Genomic DNA, 17,456 nt, shown 5'->3' on the forward strand with positions numbered 1-17,456 from the left:
TTCATTGGGGTTTGTAATTATACTGATATTCGTTCACTACCTTTCCATTATGGTCCTTAACCTGGAACAAGCGGTTGAAGTCGTCATAGGCAAAGGTCGCTTTCTCTTTATTCGGTTCTACAATTTCCGTAACACCCACAAGCGGGCGATAGAGATAGGTAGTAACCAAAGCATTGTCGTTGGCAAGCCCGTTTCGCACTGTGTTCAGGACAGCTGTAATAGACGCAGTATTCACATTGGCTGGCAGTTGGCTGATGCTCGCCGACGAGATTTTCTCTACAGCCTCATACGTCTTTCCTTCTATCTTGGCCACCGGATAAAGATTGTTATAGGCCCATAGGAAGCTCACCGGCAAATTGTTGCGTATATAACCCAGCAGCCGGCCTCTCGAAGTGTACTTGCCAAACCAGATGTCCTGCACATAGGCTCCCGCATAGTCGGCCAGTGTCTTGGGAGCAGCAGAGCTGAATTTCAACGTACGTTTGGGCAGAATCATGTTGAGCGTGTCTTTATATTCCGTCTTCGACGCATTCACCACTTTGCCGGCAGAGAGTTCGACGCGTTCTATGGGTATGCCCACCATATATTTCCCTTTCATCTTGACGGAAACGGCATCCGTAAAGCTGTTTGCATATTTAAACTGCTTTTCTTTCTCCACCCCGTGCTTGTTGCTCTTCAAGGAAGAAAGTACCCCATAGTCAGTATAGGCATATCTCTCTTCGTCCACTATATTGCCTTCAGCGCGATAGTCGGTAGTCACTTTCTTGCTGAGATAGTACGATTGTGCCCACAGATTGTAAGGCTGCATGGTACGGGTAGGATGGGAATAATCCGGATTGAAATAATAGTTGCGTATTTTCGGTGCCCAAACCTCTTCCGAAGAAGAAGGTGAGTAGGTGTACTCCTCTCTCTTCAGCAGTTTATGATTTTTATCCCTATATTCTACCGACGAAAGTTTACCGTTCTCATAGTCAGGCACCGTAGGAATACCGGCCAGGTATATATCAGTAACCTCATCCGGAACGTTATGGTATCTGTAAGTGGTATATCCCTGAGTATCCATGTCGCCATATGATTCACTGACCGCCGTATATCCCACAAGGTTTCCTCTGGAAAGATTCGTCAAAGGGATATAAGGAGCAGATTGAATCAGTTCATAGTAAGCATTCATCCAGTTTCCCGCCCAACTTTGCATTTGTTCTACATAGACCGGTGCGTTGAATACCGGCTTCACCATCAGCTTTGCATCCTGATATTCAAACTTACGCCAACTCTGGTTACCGTTGCCGTCCGTATTCGTGATGGACTTGATGCGCAGCCCGGCACCCAGGTAATCCTTATCCAAGGGAGCATTCGTTTTGCCTACTATCTCTACCGAAATATTGATAGGATACTCCAACCTTACATTCTGCACTGCCAATGTCACACGATACGTACCTCTGTCCAGTTGCTTTTCAGTGTCATCAGGCCAGGGCTCCATCACATCATAATCGGGAGAAGAGAACAAGGTTCTATAACCATTACCCTCTTTCTTTTCGAGTTGTGTTGTGTAAGTAAGCGACGAAGCAAGATGTTCACTGGGATGAGGTTCGTCATGTCTTCTGCGGATGATAATCTTGGGATTGGCATCGTCCACTTCAAAAGGCTCGCCAATATACATAAGGACAGGAGCTCCGGGTGCTACGGGCGGCATACCGTTGTCTACCAGGTTAAGGGTTCCTTCGCGCAAGGGGGGCATCATAGGCAAAGTTTCAAAACGATGTCCTTCATACTCAAAGGTAGTTGTGCCACCCGTAGGATAGGTGATAGTGCGCAGCGTCCCTATCTTGCACAACGCCTCATTGAATGAACGGTCCATACCTTCTTTGAACAAGCTCGTCTTACTGCTCGGCTTTATCGACTCCGACCAATAAATGCTGGGGCTAATCTTTAAAGAAGCAGTCATTGGTGACGCACCGTTGTAGAATCCCCAGGCATCTACAGACAGAGAGCGTTTGGGCGGCAATTTCCCCATATTGTAATCCATGGTATATACATTGTTCTTCTTCGAACCAGCCACATCATATACCTTCGACAATAACAAACGGTCATCATAACCATTGGTAGTGGCAGCCATTCCGCTAAGCAGATATTTATACTCCAGCATGGTGGTCTTGATAAGGTTACCGGCAGTATCACTCACCTTGATACTCGACAGCTTCTGTACCTTTTTTCCGGTTTCCGCACTCTCTATATCCTCACGATCAGTTGTACCGAATTCTACTTTACCCCCTTCAAAAGTAATAGCCGACAATGTCCATTGCTCTATCTTGGAGTATGAGTAATTGTAGTTGAACTTATTGGTGAAATACTGCGGAGATTGTGAAGACAATTGGCCATTCACTATTTTAGACAAAGATATAACGTCTTCTGTAGTAGAAATGGGAGTAAAAATACTTTCTTTTTTGTAACTAAACGTAATCTTTCCACCGTTGGGAGATGTCACAGAGTCAAGCATCCAGGCTGTTACAATCTGCGGTTCGTTATAGTATGGAAATATATGACTTCTAGTTATATCTGTTTGAAAAAAATCAATGGTATTTAAGAAATAGTATGTGATTTCTTTTGTCGAGAAGGAATAGACATATCCTTCCAAGTCCGTCATGGTCCATGTTTTGTTACTTGTATTGTATACCATCTTTACCACTTTTTCTTGTGTTTGGATGGTAGGGACGGCATTCAGTTGTCGGTTGTTCTTCAATACGTCGAAATACATGGAGCCCGAATGTCCGCCTGCATTGAAGTAAAACATATCAGGTTCGGCATCATAGTCACCTTTGAAATAACCCATATACTTCTCCAAATTCTGGTCGGTCACTTCAAATCTGGGATTGGTCAGCCACGGAGCATCAGTAAGGTTATAGCATCCACGTGCTGCAAAGTCGTCCGTACCCTGCACTTGTCTGACGACGCACCCTCCTGCCTGGAGGGTCCATCCAAGGCCAATCCAAGTAGCTTCTTGTGCAACACGTGTTCCGTCCGTATGGTACGATAGTGCAATGGGGAACTTCTTTCCGTCAAGGTCAATCTCGTAAATGGGAATGCTGATTCGGGCTTGCCCCACATAATTGTCAGTAGGTATCAGTCCATACGTTCCCAATGAAGCTGCATTGGGAGATACCGGAACAATCCGGAAGTTGGTTTCAGGATGGCCATCCTGCGAATACATAACCGTTGCCTTCAGTAAAAGGAACAGTAATAAAAACAAGGATATTCTTTTCATGATAAATCGTTGTTATTAGAAAAATTATTCAATATGTTTTGCGGGATAAGGGATGGGGGAGGCTGTTTTCCAAGCCTCTCCCATTCCCTTGCTGGCTTTTCAGCCTCCTACAGTGGCATCGCCTGCACGCCCAGCACACTGGCTATGGTGGCAATGATGGTGCCCACAATTTTCAAGATATCTTTCCAGGTTTCTTTGCTTATTTTCATAATTCCATGTTTTAAGGATGATTGTTTTAAAATTCTTTACTTACCTCGAAGCACGGACACTGCTTCACCCACTCCCACGGCTCCACCGTCCCATCTCCGTCCAAATCGGGACTGAGGTCGCGGTGGCCGCATACACGGGCGTTCCGGAACTGTTGTAGCAGCTGGTACACCAGCAGGTGCAGGGCCGAACGCTGCTCCGGCGTACGGGTATCCTTCGGATTTCCCCGGGCATCCAGCCCGCCTTCGTAGCAGATACCTATCGAATACTTGTTGTGACCGCGGCAATGCGCACCGGGCAGTTCCAAGGAACGGGTTCCGAGCACAGTACCGTCTCTCCGGATATAGTAGTGATAGCCCGTCGTGCGGAAGCCACGGCGGCGGTGCTCTGCCTCCAGAGCCTCGGAAGTAAGCGTACAGCCCTCCCGCGTGGCGCTGCAATGCACCACGATGTAGTTGATTTTTCGCATAAGATTAGTTAGTGATTAATGATTGAAGATTAGTAATTTATGATTTGACGATTTACGATGTACGATTACTTTTCGTATCATAAATGCCTGCATAGGCGCGGTTATTTAGCAGTACGAATTTCAATCGTACATCGTAAATCGTCAAATCGTAAATGGCCTTATCCCAACGGATTTTCACCTTGGTCACCGTCGTTACCGCCCGAGCCACCGTCGTTGCCGCCCGAACCTGCCGTGTCCTGAAGGTCGAAGCGCACGCACTTCACCCCGGTCACCAGCGAACGGGTAGACACCGTATGGTCCAGATTACGCTTGGAGGTGGGCAGAAAACGCACTCGTAGTGTGGACTGGGTAGCCGATACCTTCAGAGGGTCTTCCACACCGTTCATGGTGGACTTCATCGTAAGGCGGAAAGTACCCAGACCGTCCAGCGTCACGCTCTCGGAAGACTGCAGGTGGCGAGTCATCACGGTCACCAGGTTGTCGATGACATTCTTCGAGTCACCCGTAGAGAGGGAAGACAATTCCGCAATCTCCTTGGCCACCTGCTCGGTGTCCACATTCCCCGTCAGCACCACGCGGGGATAGAAAAGCTTCTTGCCCTCTTTGTTGGCAAGAACCGACTGAAATGATTTGTAAATTACTGGCATAGTAGTTTTGTTTTAAAAATTAATAGTTTGTCTTGAAATTCAAGGATTCGTTTTTTTCAAATGAAACAGCATTGTTTTATTTTTGTGTATTAAGCTTAACCACATTGCAAAGATAACGCTATCCGGAAAAGTGTGCAAATTAAAAAAACCGTTTTTCTTCATGAATTTATTCACAAATCGAAAACTTACTTACAGCACAGGCTCAGCAGGTATCGCCCCGGTTGCCGTATCTTGCCATGACTCTCGCGCAAGGCATAGAAGCCCTTCCACAAAGGGTGGCCGATAGCACCGAAATTACTTTTGAGGATAATGGCATACTGCTCTTGCGGAGGAATATGGAACTGCTTCAGATTGAAAAGCAACCCGTCCAGGTTGCGGTCCGTGCCATCCTGCGGCGGTTGCAGTTGCTCTATTTTCCGAAGATATTCCCCCTCCGCGGATGGCACATCCGCGCCCTCAGTGCCCCCGGTTCCGGGGGAACTATGGAGGAGGGGATTTTCTTTGCTGTGTTGTGATGTGCTATGCTCTGCTGTGCTATGTGTACCCGATGTCGCATTTTCGGACTTAAATGCTGCACTTTCGGCAACGGACGGCACGCTTCCATTGGCAGACGGCACTCTCCCGGCGGCAGTCGGCGCGGCCTCGTCATCGCTCTGAGAATCATCCACCAGACAATAACGTGTGTCTATGGCAGAAGATTTCCGGCGCTTGGTACTGAACAGATACTGCCGCTGTATCTCAGCAGAAGTCAAGATGGCGTATTTGCCGAAAAGGGCGGCATTGAAAATGCCGTACTCCACAGCCAGGGCAAGAATGCGCTTCACGTCGGCAGCCGTCTTTTCATAGAGGCAGGCGGAAAGGTCTTCGTAGAAAAGCTCGTCGGCACACACGTAATAGCCTTCGTCGGCATAAATGCAGGAGAGGGCGCCCAGCAGAATGGCAAAGGAGCCGTCACCCTCACGCTTCATGATGCGGCGCACCAGACGGTCGTGTATAAAGTCTGTGTTCAAGGGGAAATAGTCAAGTCCCCGTTTTTTGATTCTGGACATGGTTTGATGATTAGGGGTTAGTGATTAGGGGGAGAGAGCGGCTTGTATCATTCTATATCACCTGCTTCGCATAGGCGTTTCCGCTTGCGGAGCACGCTTTCGCGCACTACCTTCAAAGCATTCAGAATAAGATACATACGAAGAGTACAGTCCGAAATTTCAGTGATGACCGGATAACGGAGGGGATTGCTTGCAGGAAGTGAGCGACGGTAGCGGGCGTTGCTCATCGCCCTACGGCATTCCTTGCAATAATTGTCGGGGGCAAGCGTACGCTTGTCTACATAAAAAGAATCAACGGGCAGTTCTCTGTGGCAACATCCACAGAAACGAACATTTTTTTCAATAATCTGTTCCATAACCATTTTTTGTTAAGAATTAGTACAATAATATTTTTTTCGGCACGCCCCTGCCAAAGATGCTTGTAGGGGCTGTTTGCTGGAAGTATATATCCAGCGTATTCTATCTATACATCCAGCGCGTTGTATCTATACTTCCAACGCACCTCATCTATACATCCGGCAAGGCGGATGCCCATTTTTTCAAATTCGTAAGTATTTTTGCTAAATTCGGATGCTTCCGGATAAAAGACCAGATGTGTATTTTCCATAAATCCCTCCCTTTTATTTGCATTTATAAAACATGATATGTATTTTTGTCCCAACAAAGATAATATTGTTTTCATTTATAAAACAAACAAATCGGGAATTAAATTCTTAAATAAGACGTAAGACAGTATAAATGAGGAGATAATAGTTTCTGAATAATTTACACGTAAAAACTGAAGAATATGGCGAATGACAAAGACCCGGTATTTTGTGCGGCAGACATCATAAAACGTGCCAAACTGGCGAAAGAATTCAAGACAGACAGCGAACTTGCCGCCTTTCTGGGTATATCACGCTCCACACTGAGCAACTGGAACGCCCGCAACAGCATCGACTTCCCCCTGCTGCTGGGCAGCCTGGACGACGTGGACTACAACTGGCTGCTGACGGGAAAGGGCTCGCCTGCACATCATTCAAAATTCTGTGACAATGACTTGGTACAAGGTGAAGTGGAAATACTTCACACACCGAAAACAGCCGACCCTATGGACGACCGTAGCGTGACCCTCTATGACATCTCTGCCGCCGCCAACCTGAAGACACTGCTGGCTGACCGCCCGCAGTACGCCTTGGGGCGGATTGTAATTCCCAATATCCCTGTGTGCGACGGTGCCGTCTACGTCTCGGGCGACTCGATGTATCCCATCCTCAAGTCCGGCGACATCGTAGGCTTTAAGTCCATCCGCGACTTCACCGACGTCATCTACGGTGAAATGTATCTCGTCTCCTTCGAACGGGGCGGCGACGAATACCTGGCAGTGAAATACGTCAACCACTCGGAACGGCCGGACTGCATCCGTCTGGTGAGCTACAACAACCACCACGACCCCATGGACCTGCCGCTGGCGGCAGTCAATGCAATGGCCATCGTGAAGTTCTCGATAAGGAAGAATATGATGATGTAGAGGGCGGCATTATCACCGGAAATTTCGTAAGAAAGCTCCTGGCAAGGATCATTCAACAAGCAAACAGAGAAATTATACAAAAAAAGCTTGTAATTTATTCTTTTATCTTATTTTTGCGATGCCATAGGCATAATAATAAGTATCCGGAAAAAAACATGCTTATTCCATCCAATAGAACAAAGAGGGAGTGCATTCTTTCAAGGTTATGTTTTCTAGTGCTTTCAGTATGGGTGTTCCTACCTTCCGCAGCACAGAACAATCCCTACAAGATAGACGATGCACTCTACCCCATCTACCAGCGGGCTTCCAAGCAGGCACGCCAGCAGGAGGGGTTGCTGGTGGCCGACACTTTGTATCAACAGGCTCTGAAGCTCGGTGACAAAAAAGCACAATGCCTGGCATACATCATCCCCCTGCAGTTCTATATATCCCAAAAAGATGATAGCAAAATAGAAAAGGCATCCACTGACCTGAAAGAGATTTCACGTGCCAATAACTATCTGCAATATTATTATCACGCTTGGAGCAGCGAAATCATCTACTTCCTGAACCAACAACGCTCATTGCTCGCCTTGCAGAAAGCGGAAAAAATGAAAAAGCAAGCTTTTGCCGACAGATACCCTTACGGTATCTTCAGCTGTATCCGAACCATGGGCCATATCTACAAATCACGCGGAAACTTCGACCTCTCCGCCCAATACTATCAGGAAGCCTTGGACTATATGCTGAAGAATATGCCCGACCAAGATCCCAGCCAACTATACTCAAGCCTTGCCGAATATTACCGTAACACCCAAAAAGATTACGCCACCGCACTGGACTATTGCGAAAAAGCCTTGAAGAGCGCCAAAACAGAACGGAACATAGCCCAAGCCATGATAGAGAAATGCCTGGTACTATTCCGGCAGGGACGTATAGATGAATTCAACGACTGCTATAAAGAAGCCGTACAAATGGCGGACCGTTGCAAGCTCTCTGCCAGCGTTTCCCTACTGATAGCCCACATCAGCAAGAACATACTGGACAAACAGTATGAGCAGGCCCATGCCCACGCTGACCAATTGTCCGAGAAAGGCTTGCAACAACATGCCTACATTTACGAATGCGCCAAAGACTATCCCAATGCCATCAAATATCTGAAAAAATACCACCAGCAGTTGGATTCGACGAACAATCTCCTGCAACTGTCGGACATCGCCGAACTGAACACCCAGATAGGCGCCGAACGTCTGAAAATGGAAAACATACAGGCCACCTCGCGCTACCGCATCACTCTTTTCAGCATTGTCACCGGCTTTTTGCTGTTATCCCTGCTTTTCCTGATGCTCTACCTCCACCGCAAACGTAAAGTCAACCTCGAACTATGCCACAAGAACGAGGAACTTTCCGAAGCGCGCGACCAAGCCGAAGCAGCCAACAAGGCAAAGAGCATCTTCCTGCAGAACATGAGTCACGAAATACGGACACCGCTCAACTCTATCGTGGGCTTCTCACAACTCATCACTTCCCCCGACGCGAACCTTTCCCAAGAGGAAAGGCAGGATTTCTGCCATCTCATACAGCACAATTCCGACCTCCTCCTTACACTGGTGGGGGACATCCTCAGCGCAGCCGAGTTGGAAAGCAACAGATACACCATGAAGATAGCGCCGCACAGTTGCAACAAGCTCTGCCGGGAAGCCATAACCACCGTTGAACACCGCAAGCCCGAAGGCGTGAAGCTCTACTACACCTCCGAAGTGGACGACTGCTACGAACTGAGCACCGACGGGCAACGTGTGTGCCAGATACTCATCAACTTCCTTACCAATGCAGAGAAACACACCACACAAGGCGAAATCCGCCTGCACTGCTCCCTCACAGAGCATCCCGGATACGTCACCTTCTCCGTCACCGATACCGGTACCGGCATTCCCCCGGAATACTCGGAAACCATCTTCGAACGCTTTGAAAAGGCCGACAACTTCGGGCAAGGCACCGGTCTGGGACTCAATATCTGCCGCCTCATCGCCGAACGGCTGAAAGGGAAAGTGCTGCTGGACAAGGAGTACAAGGAGGGGGCAAGGTTCGTGTTTGTACTGCCGGTGAAAAAATCCATTTGAAGAGCAAGACCAAAACAACAAAGGCTGCCTCTTCTGCATCCTCCGAAACATCGGTATCTGCAGAAGGGCAGCCTTCTATATAAATAGCCGTAAAGCTATGCTGATTATAAACCGAATGCGGCTTTCACCTTGTCCACATAATCCAGCTTCTCCCAGGTGAAGAGTTCCACTTCAATGTCCTTGTTGCCTTCGTAGCGGCTCTTGAAATGCTTGACGATGGTCTGCGGCTCGCGGCCCATGTGTCCGTAGGCGGCAGTCTCCTGATAGATGGGGTTGCGCAGTTTCAGGCGGTCTTCTATTGCCTTGGGGCGAAGGTCGAACAGCTCGTCAATCTTACGGGCAATCTCACCGTCGCTCATATTGACGTGGCTGCGGCCATAAGTATCTACGAAAATATTGATGGGGCGTGCCACACCGATGGCGTAACTTACCTGCACCAGCATTTCGTCGGCAACGCCGGCAGCTACCAGATTCTTGGCAATGTGGCGGGCTGCATAAGCTGCGCTGCGGTCTACCTTAGAGGGGTCCTTTCCGGAGAAAGCGCCGCCGCCATGGGCACCCTTGCCGCCGTAGGTATCTACGATAATCTTGCGTCCCGTCAGCCCGGTGTCACCGTGAGGACCACCGATTACGAACTTGCCCGTGGGGTTGACGTGGTATGTGATACGGTCGTTGAACAGTGCCAGCACCTTTTCATGATGGATGGAAGCAATGACACGCGGCATCAGAATCTCGATTACATCCCGGCGGATTTGGGCGAGCATTTCCTCGTCGGCCTTCAGCTGGGCGGCATCGCTGTCGTCGGCAGGCTGTACGAAGTCGTCGTGCTGGGTGGAAACTACGATGGTATCGATGCGTACGGGTGTGCCGTTGTCATCATATTCGATGGTCACCTGGCTCTTGGCGTCGGGACGGAGGTAGGTCATCACCTTGCCTTCGCGACGGACATCTGCCAGCACTTGCAGGATGCGGTGTGCAAGGTCCAGTGAAAGCGGCATGTAATTCTCCGTTTCGTTGGTGGCGTAGCCGAACATCATCCCCTGGTCTCCGGCACCTTGTTCCATGGGGTCCTGTCGCTCCACGCCGCGGTTGATGTCGGGGCTCTGCTCGTGGATGGCGCTCAGCACGCCGCACGAATTGCTCTCGAACATATACTCGCCTTTGGTATAGCCGATTTTCTTGATTACTTCGCGTGCGATGAGAGGCATGTCAACGTACGCTTTGGTTTTCACTTCTCCAGCCAGCACTACCTGACCGGTAGTAACCAGAGTTTCGCAAGCTACTTTCGAACTGGGGTCGTAGGCCAACAGTTTGTCAAGCACAGCGTCCGATATTTGATCGGCCACTTTGTCGGGGTGTCCTTCAGACACCGATTCGGATGTGAATAAATATCCCATTTCAGTTGAGAATTGATAGTTGATAATTGATAATTCAACGAATGGCGGAAGGAGGTGTGTGGAGTAGATGCATCCGGCACACAAACGTGCCGTCAGAAAAGGATGTGTTTTAGCATTTTTTTCTGTGGTTGCAAGCTACTCAAATCTCTCCACATATCGTTTTTCGGGGGCAAAGATAGTGCAAACCGAACGCAGAACAAAATGAACTTGTTCATTTTTTATGCTGAGGTGCAGCCTATCTTCGCTTTCCGGAGGCAAAGATAAAAAAGAAATCTTGTATCTGCGCTACAGATAGCAGAGATTAACACTGATTTTGCAACAATTCCCCGATTGTCTTTCCCAATACCGGATGCACCACGCCTGAAGCAATCTCCGCCAACGGCTCCATCACGAAACGGCGTTCCTGCATCAGCGGATGAGGAAGTTTCAGTTCGGGAGTATCCAGCAAAACGGGAGTACCGTCATCGGCAAAACAGAGCAACAGGTCGATGTCTATCACACGGTCGCTATACACTGCATTGACAGACTTATGCGTACGCCCCATCTCCCGCTCGATTTCCTGCGTCGTTTGCAACACCTCCAAAGGTGCCAAAGCAGTGTCTACGCAGAGTGCGGCATTCAGAAAAGTATTATCGGAAGAAAAGCCCCACGGGGCAGTAGCATAAAAAGCAGATAGGGAAATCACTTCCCCTATCTGCTTTCTTATCTTTTGGACGGCCATGCGGAGGTTCTGCTCCTTATCGCCGAGATTGGTACCAAGACTGAAATAAACAACCATAATTACCGGTCTGTAATCAGCATCGCATCTCCATACGTACCAAAGCGGTACTCTTCCTTCAATGCCACATTGTATGCCTCCATCACCTGCTCGTAACCGCCGAAAGCGGCAACAATCATCAGCAGGGTACTGAGCGGCATGTGGAAGTTGGATATCATGGCATTGGCCACGGTAAAGTCGTACGGCGGGAAGATGAACTTGTTGGTCCAACCCTCGTATTCCTTCAAATGTCCGTCGGTGCTGACGGTGCTCTCGATGGCACGCATCACGGTGGTACCTACGGCACAGACTTGGCGGTTCAGGTCTTTGGCATGGTTCACAATCCGTACGGCTTCCTCGTTCACAATCATCTGCTCGGAGTCTGTCTTGTGCTTGGTGAGGTCTTCCACATCAATGTCGCGGAAGTTACCCAAGCCGGCATGCAGGGTGATGTAGGCAAAGTCAATACCCTTGATTTCCATACGCTTCATCAGCTCGCGGCTGAAGTGCAGGCTGGCGGTAGGCGCCGTAACAGCTCCTTCGTTGCGTGCAAAAATAGACTGGAAACGTTCGGCATCGTCCGGCTCTACGGGACGGTTGATGATACTGTGGGGCAGCGGCGTTTCGCCCAGCGCATAGAGCGCCTTCTTGAACTCATCGTGCGGACCGTCGTAAAGGAAACGAAGCGTACGCCCACGCGAAGTGGTGTTGTCGATAACCTCAGCCACCATAGAGTCGTCGTCACCGAAGTAGAGCTTATTGCCGATACGTATTTTACGGGCAGGATCCACCAGTACATCCCACAACCGGAGCTCTTCGTTCAACTCACGCAACAAGAACACTTCAATACGCGCACCGGTCTTTTCCTTGTTACCGTACAAGCGGGCAGGGAAAACCTTGGTGTCGTTGAAGATAAACACATCTTTGTCATCAAAATAGTCCAGAACATCCTTGAACATCTTGTGCTCAATCTCACCCGTCTTACGGTGCAACACCAACAGACGTGACTCGTCTCTGTACTTCGTGGGGTGCAAAGCTATCTTCTCTTCGGGAAGCTTGAATTTGAATTGCGACAGTTTCATAATTAGTTATAAGTTATGAGTTATTTATTATTTATATCAGTCTGTTTTAGTCATAAGAGGGTATGAGTTATCCGGCAGTATGCTACACTTCATAGCAAATAACTTATAACCCATAACTTATAACTAAATATCTATCTCCTGCGCCTCTATCCACTCTTTGAAATCGAGGGGATTGAGGCAGTCTGCCAGCCGGACGTCGCCTACGCGGGTACGCTCCAGGGCGGTGAGGTGAGCGCCGCTCTGCAGGGCTTCGCCGATGTCACGTGCCAGGGCGCGGATATAGGTTCCTTTGCTGCATACTACGCGTACCTTTATCCACGGTTCGGCAATATCCAGCCCGTCGTCCAGCAGCTCTATCTCGTCGATGACGAGCAACTTGGGTTTCAGCTCTACCTCCTCTCCCTTGCGGGCAAGGTCGTAGGCACGTTTCCCGTTCACCATACATGCCGAGAAGGCGGGAGGCACTTGCTGTATCTCGCCGATGAACTTCTTCAGCGTCTCCTCCACCAGTCCGCGGGTGATGTGCTCCGTGGGATAGGTAGCATCTATCTCATGTTCCAGGTCGTAAGAGGGAGTGGTGGCACCCAACCGGATGGTGGCAACGTACTCCTTCGTGTGATACTGGAATTCCTCAATCCGTTTCGTGGCCTTGCCCGTACAGACTATCATCACCCCCGTAGCAAGCGGGTCGAGGGTACCGGCATGGCCTACTTTCAACTTCTTCTCCTTTATCCGCCGGCAGATGTGGTAACGCGCATGTCCCACAACCTTGAACGATGTCCATCCCAGCGGTTTATTGAAATAGAGGACTTCTCCTTCTTTAAAATTCATTGGCCTCTCCCCTAACCCCTCCCCGGTAGGGAGGGGGATAAAATGGTACAACTTAATATTTTTCTCTTATTGATTTCCGGAGTAATCAGTCTTTCCCCCACACAAGGAGGGGACTTTAGCTTAATATGAGCGTTATGACACCGGCTATCGCGCAATAGATGGCAAAATAAATCAGCTTGCCCTTCTTCACAATATTTATCATCCACTTGCAGGCCAGGCAGCCCGAAACAAAAGCAGCCAGGAAACCTACCACCAGCGAAAGCGTCGGAATATCCCCTGCAACCGCCTCACCTTTCATCATCTTCATTCCATCCAGCAGTGCCTCGCCCAGGATGGGAGGCATCACCATCAGGAAAGAGAACTGTGCCAGCTTCGCCTTGTTGTCGCCCAGCAACAGACCGGTTGCAATGGTACTGCCCGAACGGGAAAGCCCCGGAAGCACCGCGCATGCTTGTGCCAGACCGATGATAAAGGCATCCTTCATGCTGATGTTCTCCTTCTGCTTCGGCTTATAATAATAGGAGAAAGACAGCAGCAGAGCTGTCAGCAGCAGGCAGCAGCCCACAACGACCAGTCCCGAACCGAAAATGGCCTCTACTTCGTCCTTGAAAAATACCCCCACAATGCCGATAGGTATCATGGATACCAGTATATTGATGACGTAACGTGTCTCCTCGTTCATCTGCCACTTGAACAGTCCCTTGAAAATCCAGTCAATCTCTTTCCAGAGTATCACCAGCGTACTGAACACCGTAGCCACATGTACCACTATCGTAAAAGCAAGATTCTCCTCTCCCTCAATACCGAACAATGCCGAACCTATGGCGAGGTGTCCGCTACTGCTCACCGGCAGATATTCGGTCAGTCCTTGAATAAGCCCAAGGATAAGCGCTTCAAACCATTCCAATTTGTTTAAGTTTTTAAGTTCTTGAGTTGCCGGAGGGGCTGTCCGGAAGCTCTGTTACTACTTTCTTTCTGATTATTTTTCAGACGCAGATAACGCAGATGACACGGATTTCTAATATTCCAATCTGCGTCATCTGTGTAATCCGCGTCTGAAAGTTTACTCCTCTGCACGACAGCTTTTAGGCTTGCGCAGCACGGCATATATCATGAACACAAACCCCAGCAGGCAAACTACCGGAGCCACCTTGATGCGTCTCACACTAAAAATGTCCGGCTCAAAGGTCGTCGGGGTAGACGCGGGACCGGTCATCAGAAGAAAACCAATGATAACCACCGCCATTCCGATGCCAAGCAGGATAAAATTGGTCTTATCAAAAGCGAATTTCTCTTTACTCATCTATACATTTACTATTTTACTATTTACAATTTACTATTTGGAGGCTGCGATAACAGTGCTTTCTCTCTATGCACTTCAAGGCGTTAAATATAATACAGTGTGCTTGCCTTCATCCTCAGATATTTGTTGATGGAAAGCAAAGCGCACAGCCACGTAATAAGTACACCGAACACCAGCACGGCACCCGACACCAGCACCATCACCTCGGGCGTAATCACCTTGACCAACTCCGGTTCGTAGGACACCAGCCAATAGGCGGCTCCCCACAGAATGCTGTCGGCTATGAAAGCGGCCAGCACACCTATCCAGAAATTGCGCCGCAGAAACGGACGACGGATGAATGCCCAGCTTGCTCCCACCAGCTTCATGGTGTGGATAAGGAAACGCTTGGAATATATAGCCAGACGGATGGTGTTGTTTATCAGCGCAAAGGAGATAAACGTCAGTATCACAGCCAGCCCCAGCAGCATCAAGCTGATATTCCTTATATTATCGTTCACGGCATCTATCAAGTCTTTCTGGTAGAGCACTTCCTGGATATTGGTATTCTTTTTAATCAGTTTCTCTATTTTGGCGATGCTGTCCGAATTGGCATAGTCGGAATGCAGCTTGATTTCGATGGAGGCAGTGAAAGGATTGTAGCCGAGGAACTCTTGCGGGTCCGTACCCATCGCCTCAGTCTGCTCGCGGAGTGCCTGCTTCTTGGAAATGTATTCCGTCTGCTTCACAAAAGCCTCCTTGTCCAGCCTCTTCTGAAGCTTCAGGATGTCGCTCTCCTTCATGTCGTCACTGACAAGCACGGAGAAACTGATGTTCTCCTTGACGTACACGGAAAGATTATGAGCCGCGAGCACAAAGAATACGACCAGCCCCAACAGCAGTAACACCAGCGTCGTACTGATGCTGGACGTAATGAACTGCATGTCAAAATAGGATACCGAGTTATTCTTTGCTTTCATTATACCAATTATAAGTTACGAGTTACAAGCTACAAGTTATGTAAATCAGTCGCTATTAATCATTAATCCCTAATCCCTTTTCTCACCCTTTCTTCCTGAACACGTAAATCATGGAACTGCTGCGTTCCTTCTTCACCAACGCGCTGAACCAGGCCAGTGTACCGGTCACCATTCCCCGCAGGAAAGTACACGAGTGCCTCATGTGCTTTTCTGTCAGCATGGAGACGTAGAAGGCATCGAACGGCATGGGATGCCGCTCTGCCATGATGAAGCCATGCTTGGAACCGAATTGCTGGATGGTGCCCGGTGTGAAGTGCCACAAATGGCGGGGCACATCGTAGGCAGCCCAGTAAGCCCCGTATTTCTTTGCGTCGAAGGAGGAACAGTTGGGCACAGCTACAATCAGCACCCCCTTTTCAGTCAGCAGGGAGTGCAAGGTTTCCCACGTTTCGTTGAGGGGTTCCAGATGTTCCATGACATGCCATAGGGTGATGACGTCGAAACTGCCCGGTGCAAAATCTTTCAATGCCGTATGGGGTTTCACATCCAGATTGAAGTGTTCTTTGGCAAAGGCACGCGCCTGCGCACTCTTTTCCACAGCTTCCACCTGCCAGCCGCGACGCTGCATGACATCGGCAAAGTAACCGGTCCCCGTACCCAAATCCAGCAGGCTGCCCTCCTTGCGGTGTGCTTCACGGAGCACAAGGCGTGCCTTGCGTCCCAGCATATAGTTGCGCACCCAATGGTACACGGAGTTCATCGCCCCCTTGCGGGTATCGGTATGTGATATGTAATCAGGAGTTTCGTAGTAACGACCGATTTCAGCCTCCACGGGAAAGTCTTGCGTGAAAAGGAAACCGCAATCCCGGCAGCGGCACAAGTGGAACATTTCGCCCGAGGCATAATGGTCTACACATGTCAGGGCACGCTCCAAATGCGTTCCACCACATAACGGACAAGCTTTTATAGTGAGTTTATTCATCGAACGTTCTGCCAATAAGGAAGTGCAGCCCGAATGAAACAGACCACACCATACCTAAATTTGGTGCAAAATAACAAATAAAAAGTGATTTATAGGGTTTCCATTAAGGAGATTTAAGAAAACAAACGCTTGCTCCGGCCAGCTGGCGGAACGAATGACCAACTGTTCGATATTAAGCGGACAACTGTCCGATAATGAACAGTTTTCGAAAGCATCTATTCATTGATTATCAACAACTTAAATCTTTGGCATGGGAATTGACTATAATTAGGCGAAGGCGTTTGAGAAAAAGATTAGTTGGAATGCAACTTTTTAATCGGGAACAACGTCTAAAAGAAACAGAGTAAGTAACAACAATTAAAAATAAAGATTATGAAAACTACAAATTTATTCAAGGCAGTCGCATTCGTAGCAATGACTATCGTAAGCGTTATGAATACAGAAGTGAAAGCTCAGGAAAACAACTTCATCACCAATGAAGAAGTGAAAAACGAATTAGTAGTTGCCAAGACCATCTTTAAGCAAGACGGTGCACAACTTTACCGGCACATCCGTTATGAATACTCTTATGACGACCAGAAACGCCTGACCTGCAAGGAAGCCTCCAAGTGGGACGGTACAAAAGACGAATGGACACCTTACTTTAAGATGACATACCAATATGGCAATGATGAAATCACCATGTCCTACGCACGTTGGAACGAGTCTCACAAGGCTTATGACAAAGACATGAAGAAAAGTGTGTATGAATTGAACGATGAAAACATGCCGGTAGCTTACAAACTCTACAATCAGGACGCGCCAAAGTCCGAATTGACCCTGGTAAGCTACAACAAGACCGACTACGTAGCGAATATTCTGGCCATGGCAGAATAAAATTTAAAGTTTATAATATGAAA

At 48.6% G+C, this 17,456-nt stretch carries 18 protein-coding genes; 3 read left to right on the forward strand and 15 right to left on the reverse strand.

Annotation, left to right across the window (positions count from 1 at the left end; genetic code table 11):
• Position 1: 1 nt before the first annotated feature.
• The 7 genes from NQ510_RS04510 to NQ510_RS04540 all read right to left on the reverse strand — a co-directional run bounded on the left by NQ510_RS04510 (position 2) and on the right by NQ510_RS04540 (position 6,241).
• Positions 2-3,262, reverse strand: coding sequence for a hypothetical protein (locus NQ510_RS04510; RefSeq protein WP_005825321.1), 3,261 nt, complete (start codon positions 3,260-3,262; stop codon positions 2-4).
• A 107-nt stretch (positions 3,263-3,369) separates the two neighbouring features.
• Positions 3,370-3,471 (reverse strand): smalltalk protein, encoded by a 102-nt coding sequence (locus NQ510_RS04515; RefSeq protein WP_005825315.1) that lies wholly within the window; start codon positions 3,469-3,471, stop codon positions 3,370-3,372.
• A 26-nt stretch (positions 3,472-3,497) separates the two neighbouring features.
• A complete protein-coding gene (locus NQ510_RS04520) occupies positions 3,498-3,938 on the reverse strand; it encodes an N-acetylmuramoyl-L-alanine amidase (RefSeq protein ID WP_005825313.1) in 441 nt (146 codons plus the stop codon).
• A gap of 158 nt (positions 3,939-4,096) precedes the next feature.
• Positions 4,097-4,585 carry an HU family DNA-binding protein gene (locus NQ510_RS04525; RefSeq protein ID WP_005825310.1) on the reverse strand — a complete coding sequence of 163 codons (489 nt, stop codon included), beginning with the start codon at positions 4,583-4,585 and terminating at the stop codon, positions 4,097-4,099.
• A 185-nt stretch (positions 4,586-4,770) separates the two neighbouring features.
• A complete protein-coding gene (locus NQ510_RS04530; RefSeq protein ID WP_005825306.1) occupies positions 4,771-5,634 on the reverse strand; it encodes a DUF4373 domain-containing protein in 864 nt (287 codons plus the stop codon).
• A gap of 47 nt (positions 5,635-5,681) precedes the next feature.
• The gene (locus tag NQ510_RS04535; protein ID WP_008662326.1) at positions 5,682-5,996 is read right to left on the reverse strand and encodes a hypothetical protein; all 315 of its coding nucleotides are present in this window, start codon (positions 5,994-5,996) and stop codon (positions 5,682-5,684) included.
• A 101-nt stretch (positions 5,997-6,097) separates the two neighbouring features.
• Entirely contained in the window at positions 6,098-6,241 is a 144-nt protein-coding gene (locus tag NQ510_RS04540) for a hypothetical protein (protein ID WP_005834025.1), read from the reverse strand.
• A gap of 180 nt (positions 6,242-6,421) precedes the next feature.
• On the opposite strand from NQ510_RS04540, the gene NQ510_RS04545 reads away from it, so the two are divergent.
• Both NQ510_RS04545 and NQ510_RS04550 read left to right on the forward strand, forming a co-directional pair.
• Positions 6,422-7,144 carry a LexA family transcriptional regulator gene (locus NQ510_RS04545; RefSeq protein WP_005825301.1) on the forward strand — a complete coding sequence of 241 codons (723 nt, stop codon included), beginning with the start codon at positions 6,422-6,424 and terminating at the stop codon, positions 7,142-7,144.
• 155 nt (positions 7,145-7,299) lie between these two features.
• A complete protein-coding gene (locus NQ510_RS04550; protein WP_034525440.1) occupies positions 7,300-9,246 on the forward strand; it encodes a tetratricopeptide repeat-containing sensor histidine kinase in 1,947 nt (648 codons plus the stop codon).
• 104 nt (positions 9,247-9,350) lie between these two features.
• Here NQ510_RS04550 and metK read toward each other — a convergent pair whose 3' ends face one another.
• The 8 genes from metK to NQ510_RS04590 form a co-directional block, all read right to left on the reverse strand.
• Positions 9,351-10,643 (reverse strand): methionine adenosyltransferase, encoded by a 1,293-nt coding sequence (metK, locus tag NQ510_RS04555; RefSeq protein WP_005825299.1) that lies wholly within the window; start codon positions 10,641-10,643, stop codon positions 9,351-9,353.
• A 301-nt stretch (positions 10,644-10,944) separates the two neighbouring features.
• Positions 10,945-11,421: a 2-amino-4-hydroxy-6-hydroxymethyldihydropteridine diphosphokinase gene (folK, locus tag NQ510_RS04560; protein WP_005825297.1), complete on the reverse strand. Its 477-nt coding sequence runs from the start codon at positions 11,419-11,421 to the stop codon at positions 10,945-10,947.
• 2 nt (positions 11,422-11,423) lie between these two features.
• Positions 11,424-12,482, reverse strand: coding sequence for a tRNA preQ1(34) S-adenosylmethionine ribosyltransferase-isomerase QueA (gene queA, locus NQ510_RS04565; protein WP_005825296.1), 1,059 nt, complete (start codon positions 12,480-12,482; stop codon positions 11,424-11,426).
• Between the two features lie 123 nt (positions 12,483-12,605).
• Positions 12,606-13,313 (reverse strand): tRNA pseudouridine(55) synthase TruB, encoded by a 708-nt coding sequence (gene truB, locus NQ510_RS04570; protein ID WP_005825294.1) that lies wholly within the window; start codon positions 13,311-13,313, stop codon positions 12,606-12,608.
• A 115-nt stretch (positions 13,314-13,428) separates the two neighbouring features.
• Positions 13,429-14,220 carry an undecaprenyl-diphosphate phosphatase gene (locus NQ510_RS04575; RefSeq protein WP_005825291.1) on the reverse strand — a complete coding sequence of 264 codons (792 nt, stop codon included), beginning with the start codon at positions 14,218-14,220 and terminating at the stop codon, positions 13,429-13,431.
• Between the two features lie 156 nt (positions 14,221-14,376).
• On the reverse strand, positions 14,377-14,616 hold the full coding sequence (locus tag NQ510_RS04580) for a DUF3098 domain-containing protein (RefSeq protein ID WP_005825288.1): 240 nt from the start codon (positions 14,614-14,616) through the stop codon (positions 14,377-14,379).
• 83 nt (positions 14,617-14,699) lie between these two features.
• Positions 14,700-15,575 carry a cell division protein FtsX gene (locus NQ510_RS04585; RefSeq protein ID WP_005825286.1) on the reverse strand — a complete coding sequence of 292 codons (876 nt, stop codon included), beginning with the start codon at positions 15,573-15,575 and terminating at the stop codon, positions 14,700-14,702.
• A gap of 82 nt (positions 15,576-15,657) precedes the next feature.
• Entirely contained in the window at positions 15,658-16,557 is a 900-nt protein-coding gene (locus NQ510_RS04590) for a class I SAM-dependent methyltransferase (RefSeq protein ID WP_005825283.1), read from the reverse strand.
• Positions 16,558-16,929: 372 nt separating this feature from the next.
• Between NQ510_RS04590 and NQ510_RS04595 the strand changes: the two genes are divergently transcribed.
• On the forward strand, positions 16,930-17,433 hold the full coding sequence (locus NQ510_RS04595; RefSeq protein WP_005825281.1) for a DUF3836 domain-containing protein: 504 nt from the start codon (positions 16,930-16,932) through the stop codon (positions 17,431-17,433).
• Positions 17,434-17,456 lie beyond the last annotated feature (23 nt).

This window comes from Bacteroides uniformis (genome assembly GCF_025147485.1).
GTDB lineage: Bacteria > Bacteroidota > Bacteroidia > Bacteroidales > Bacteroidaceae > Bacteroides > Bacteroides uniformis.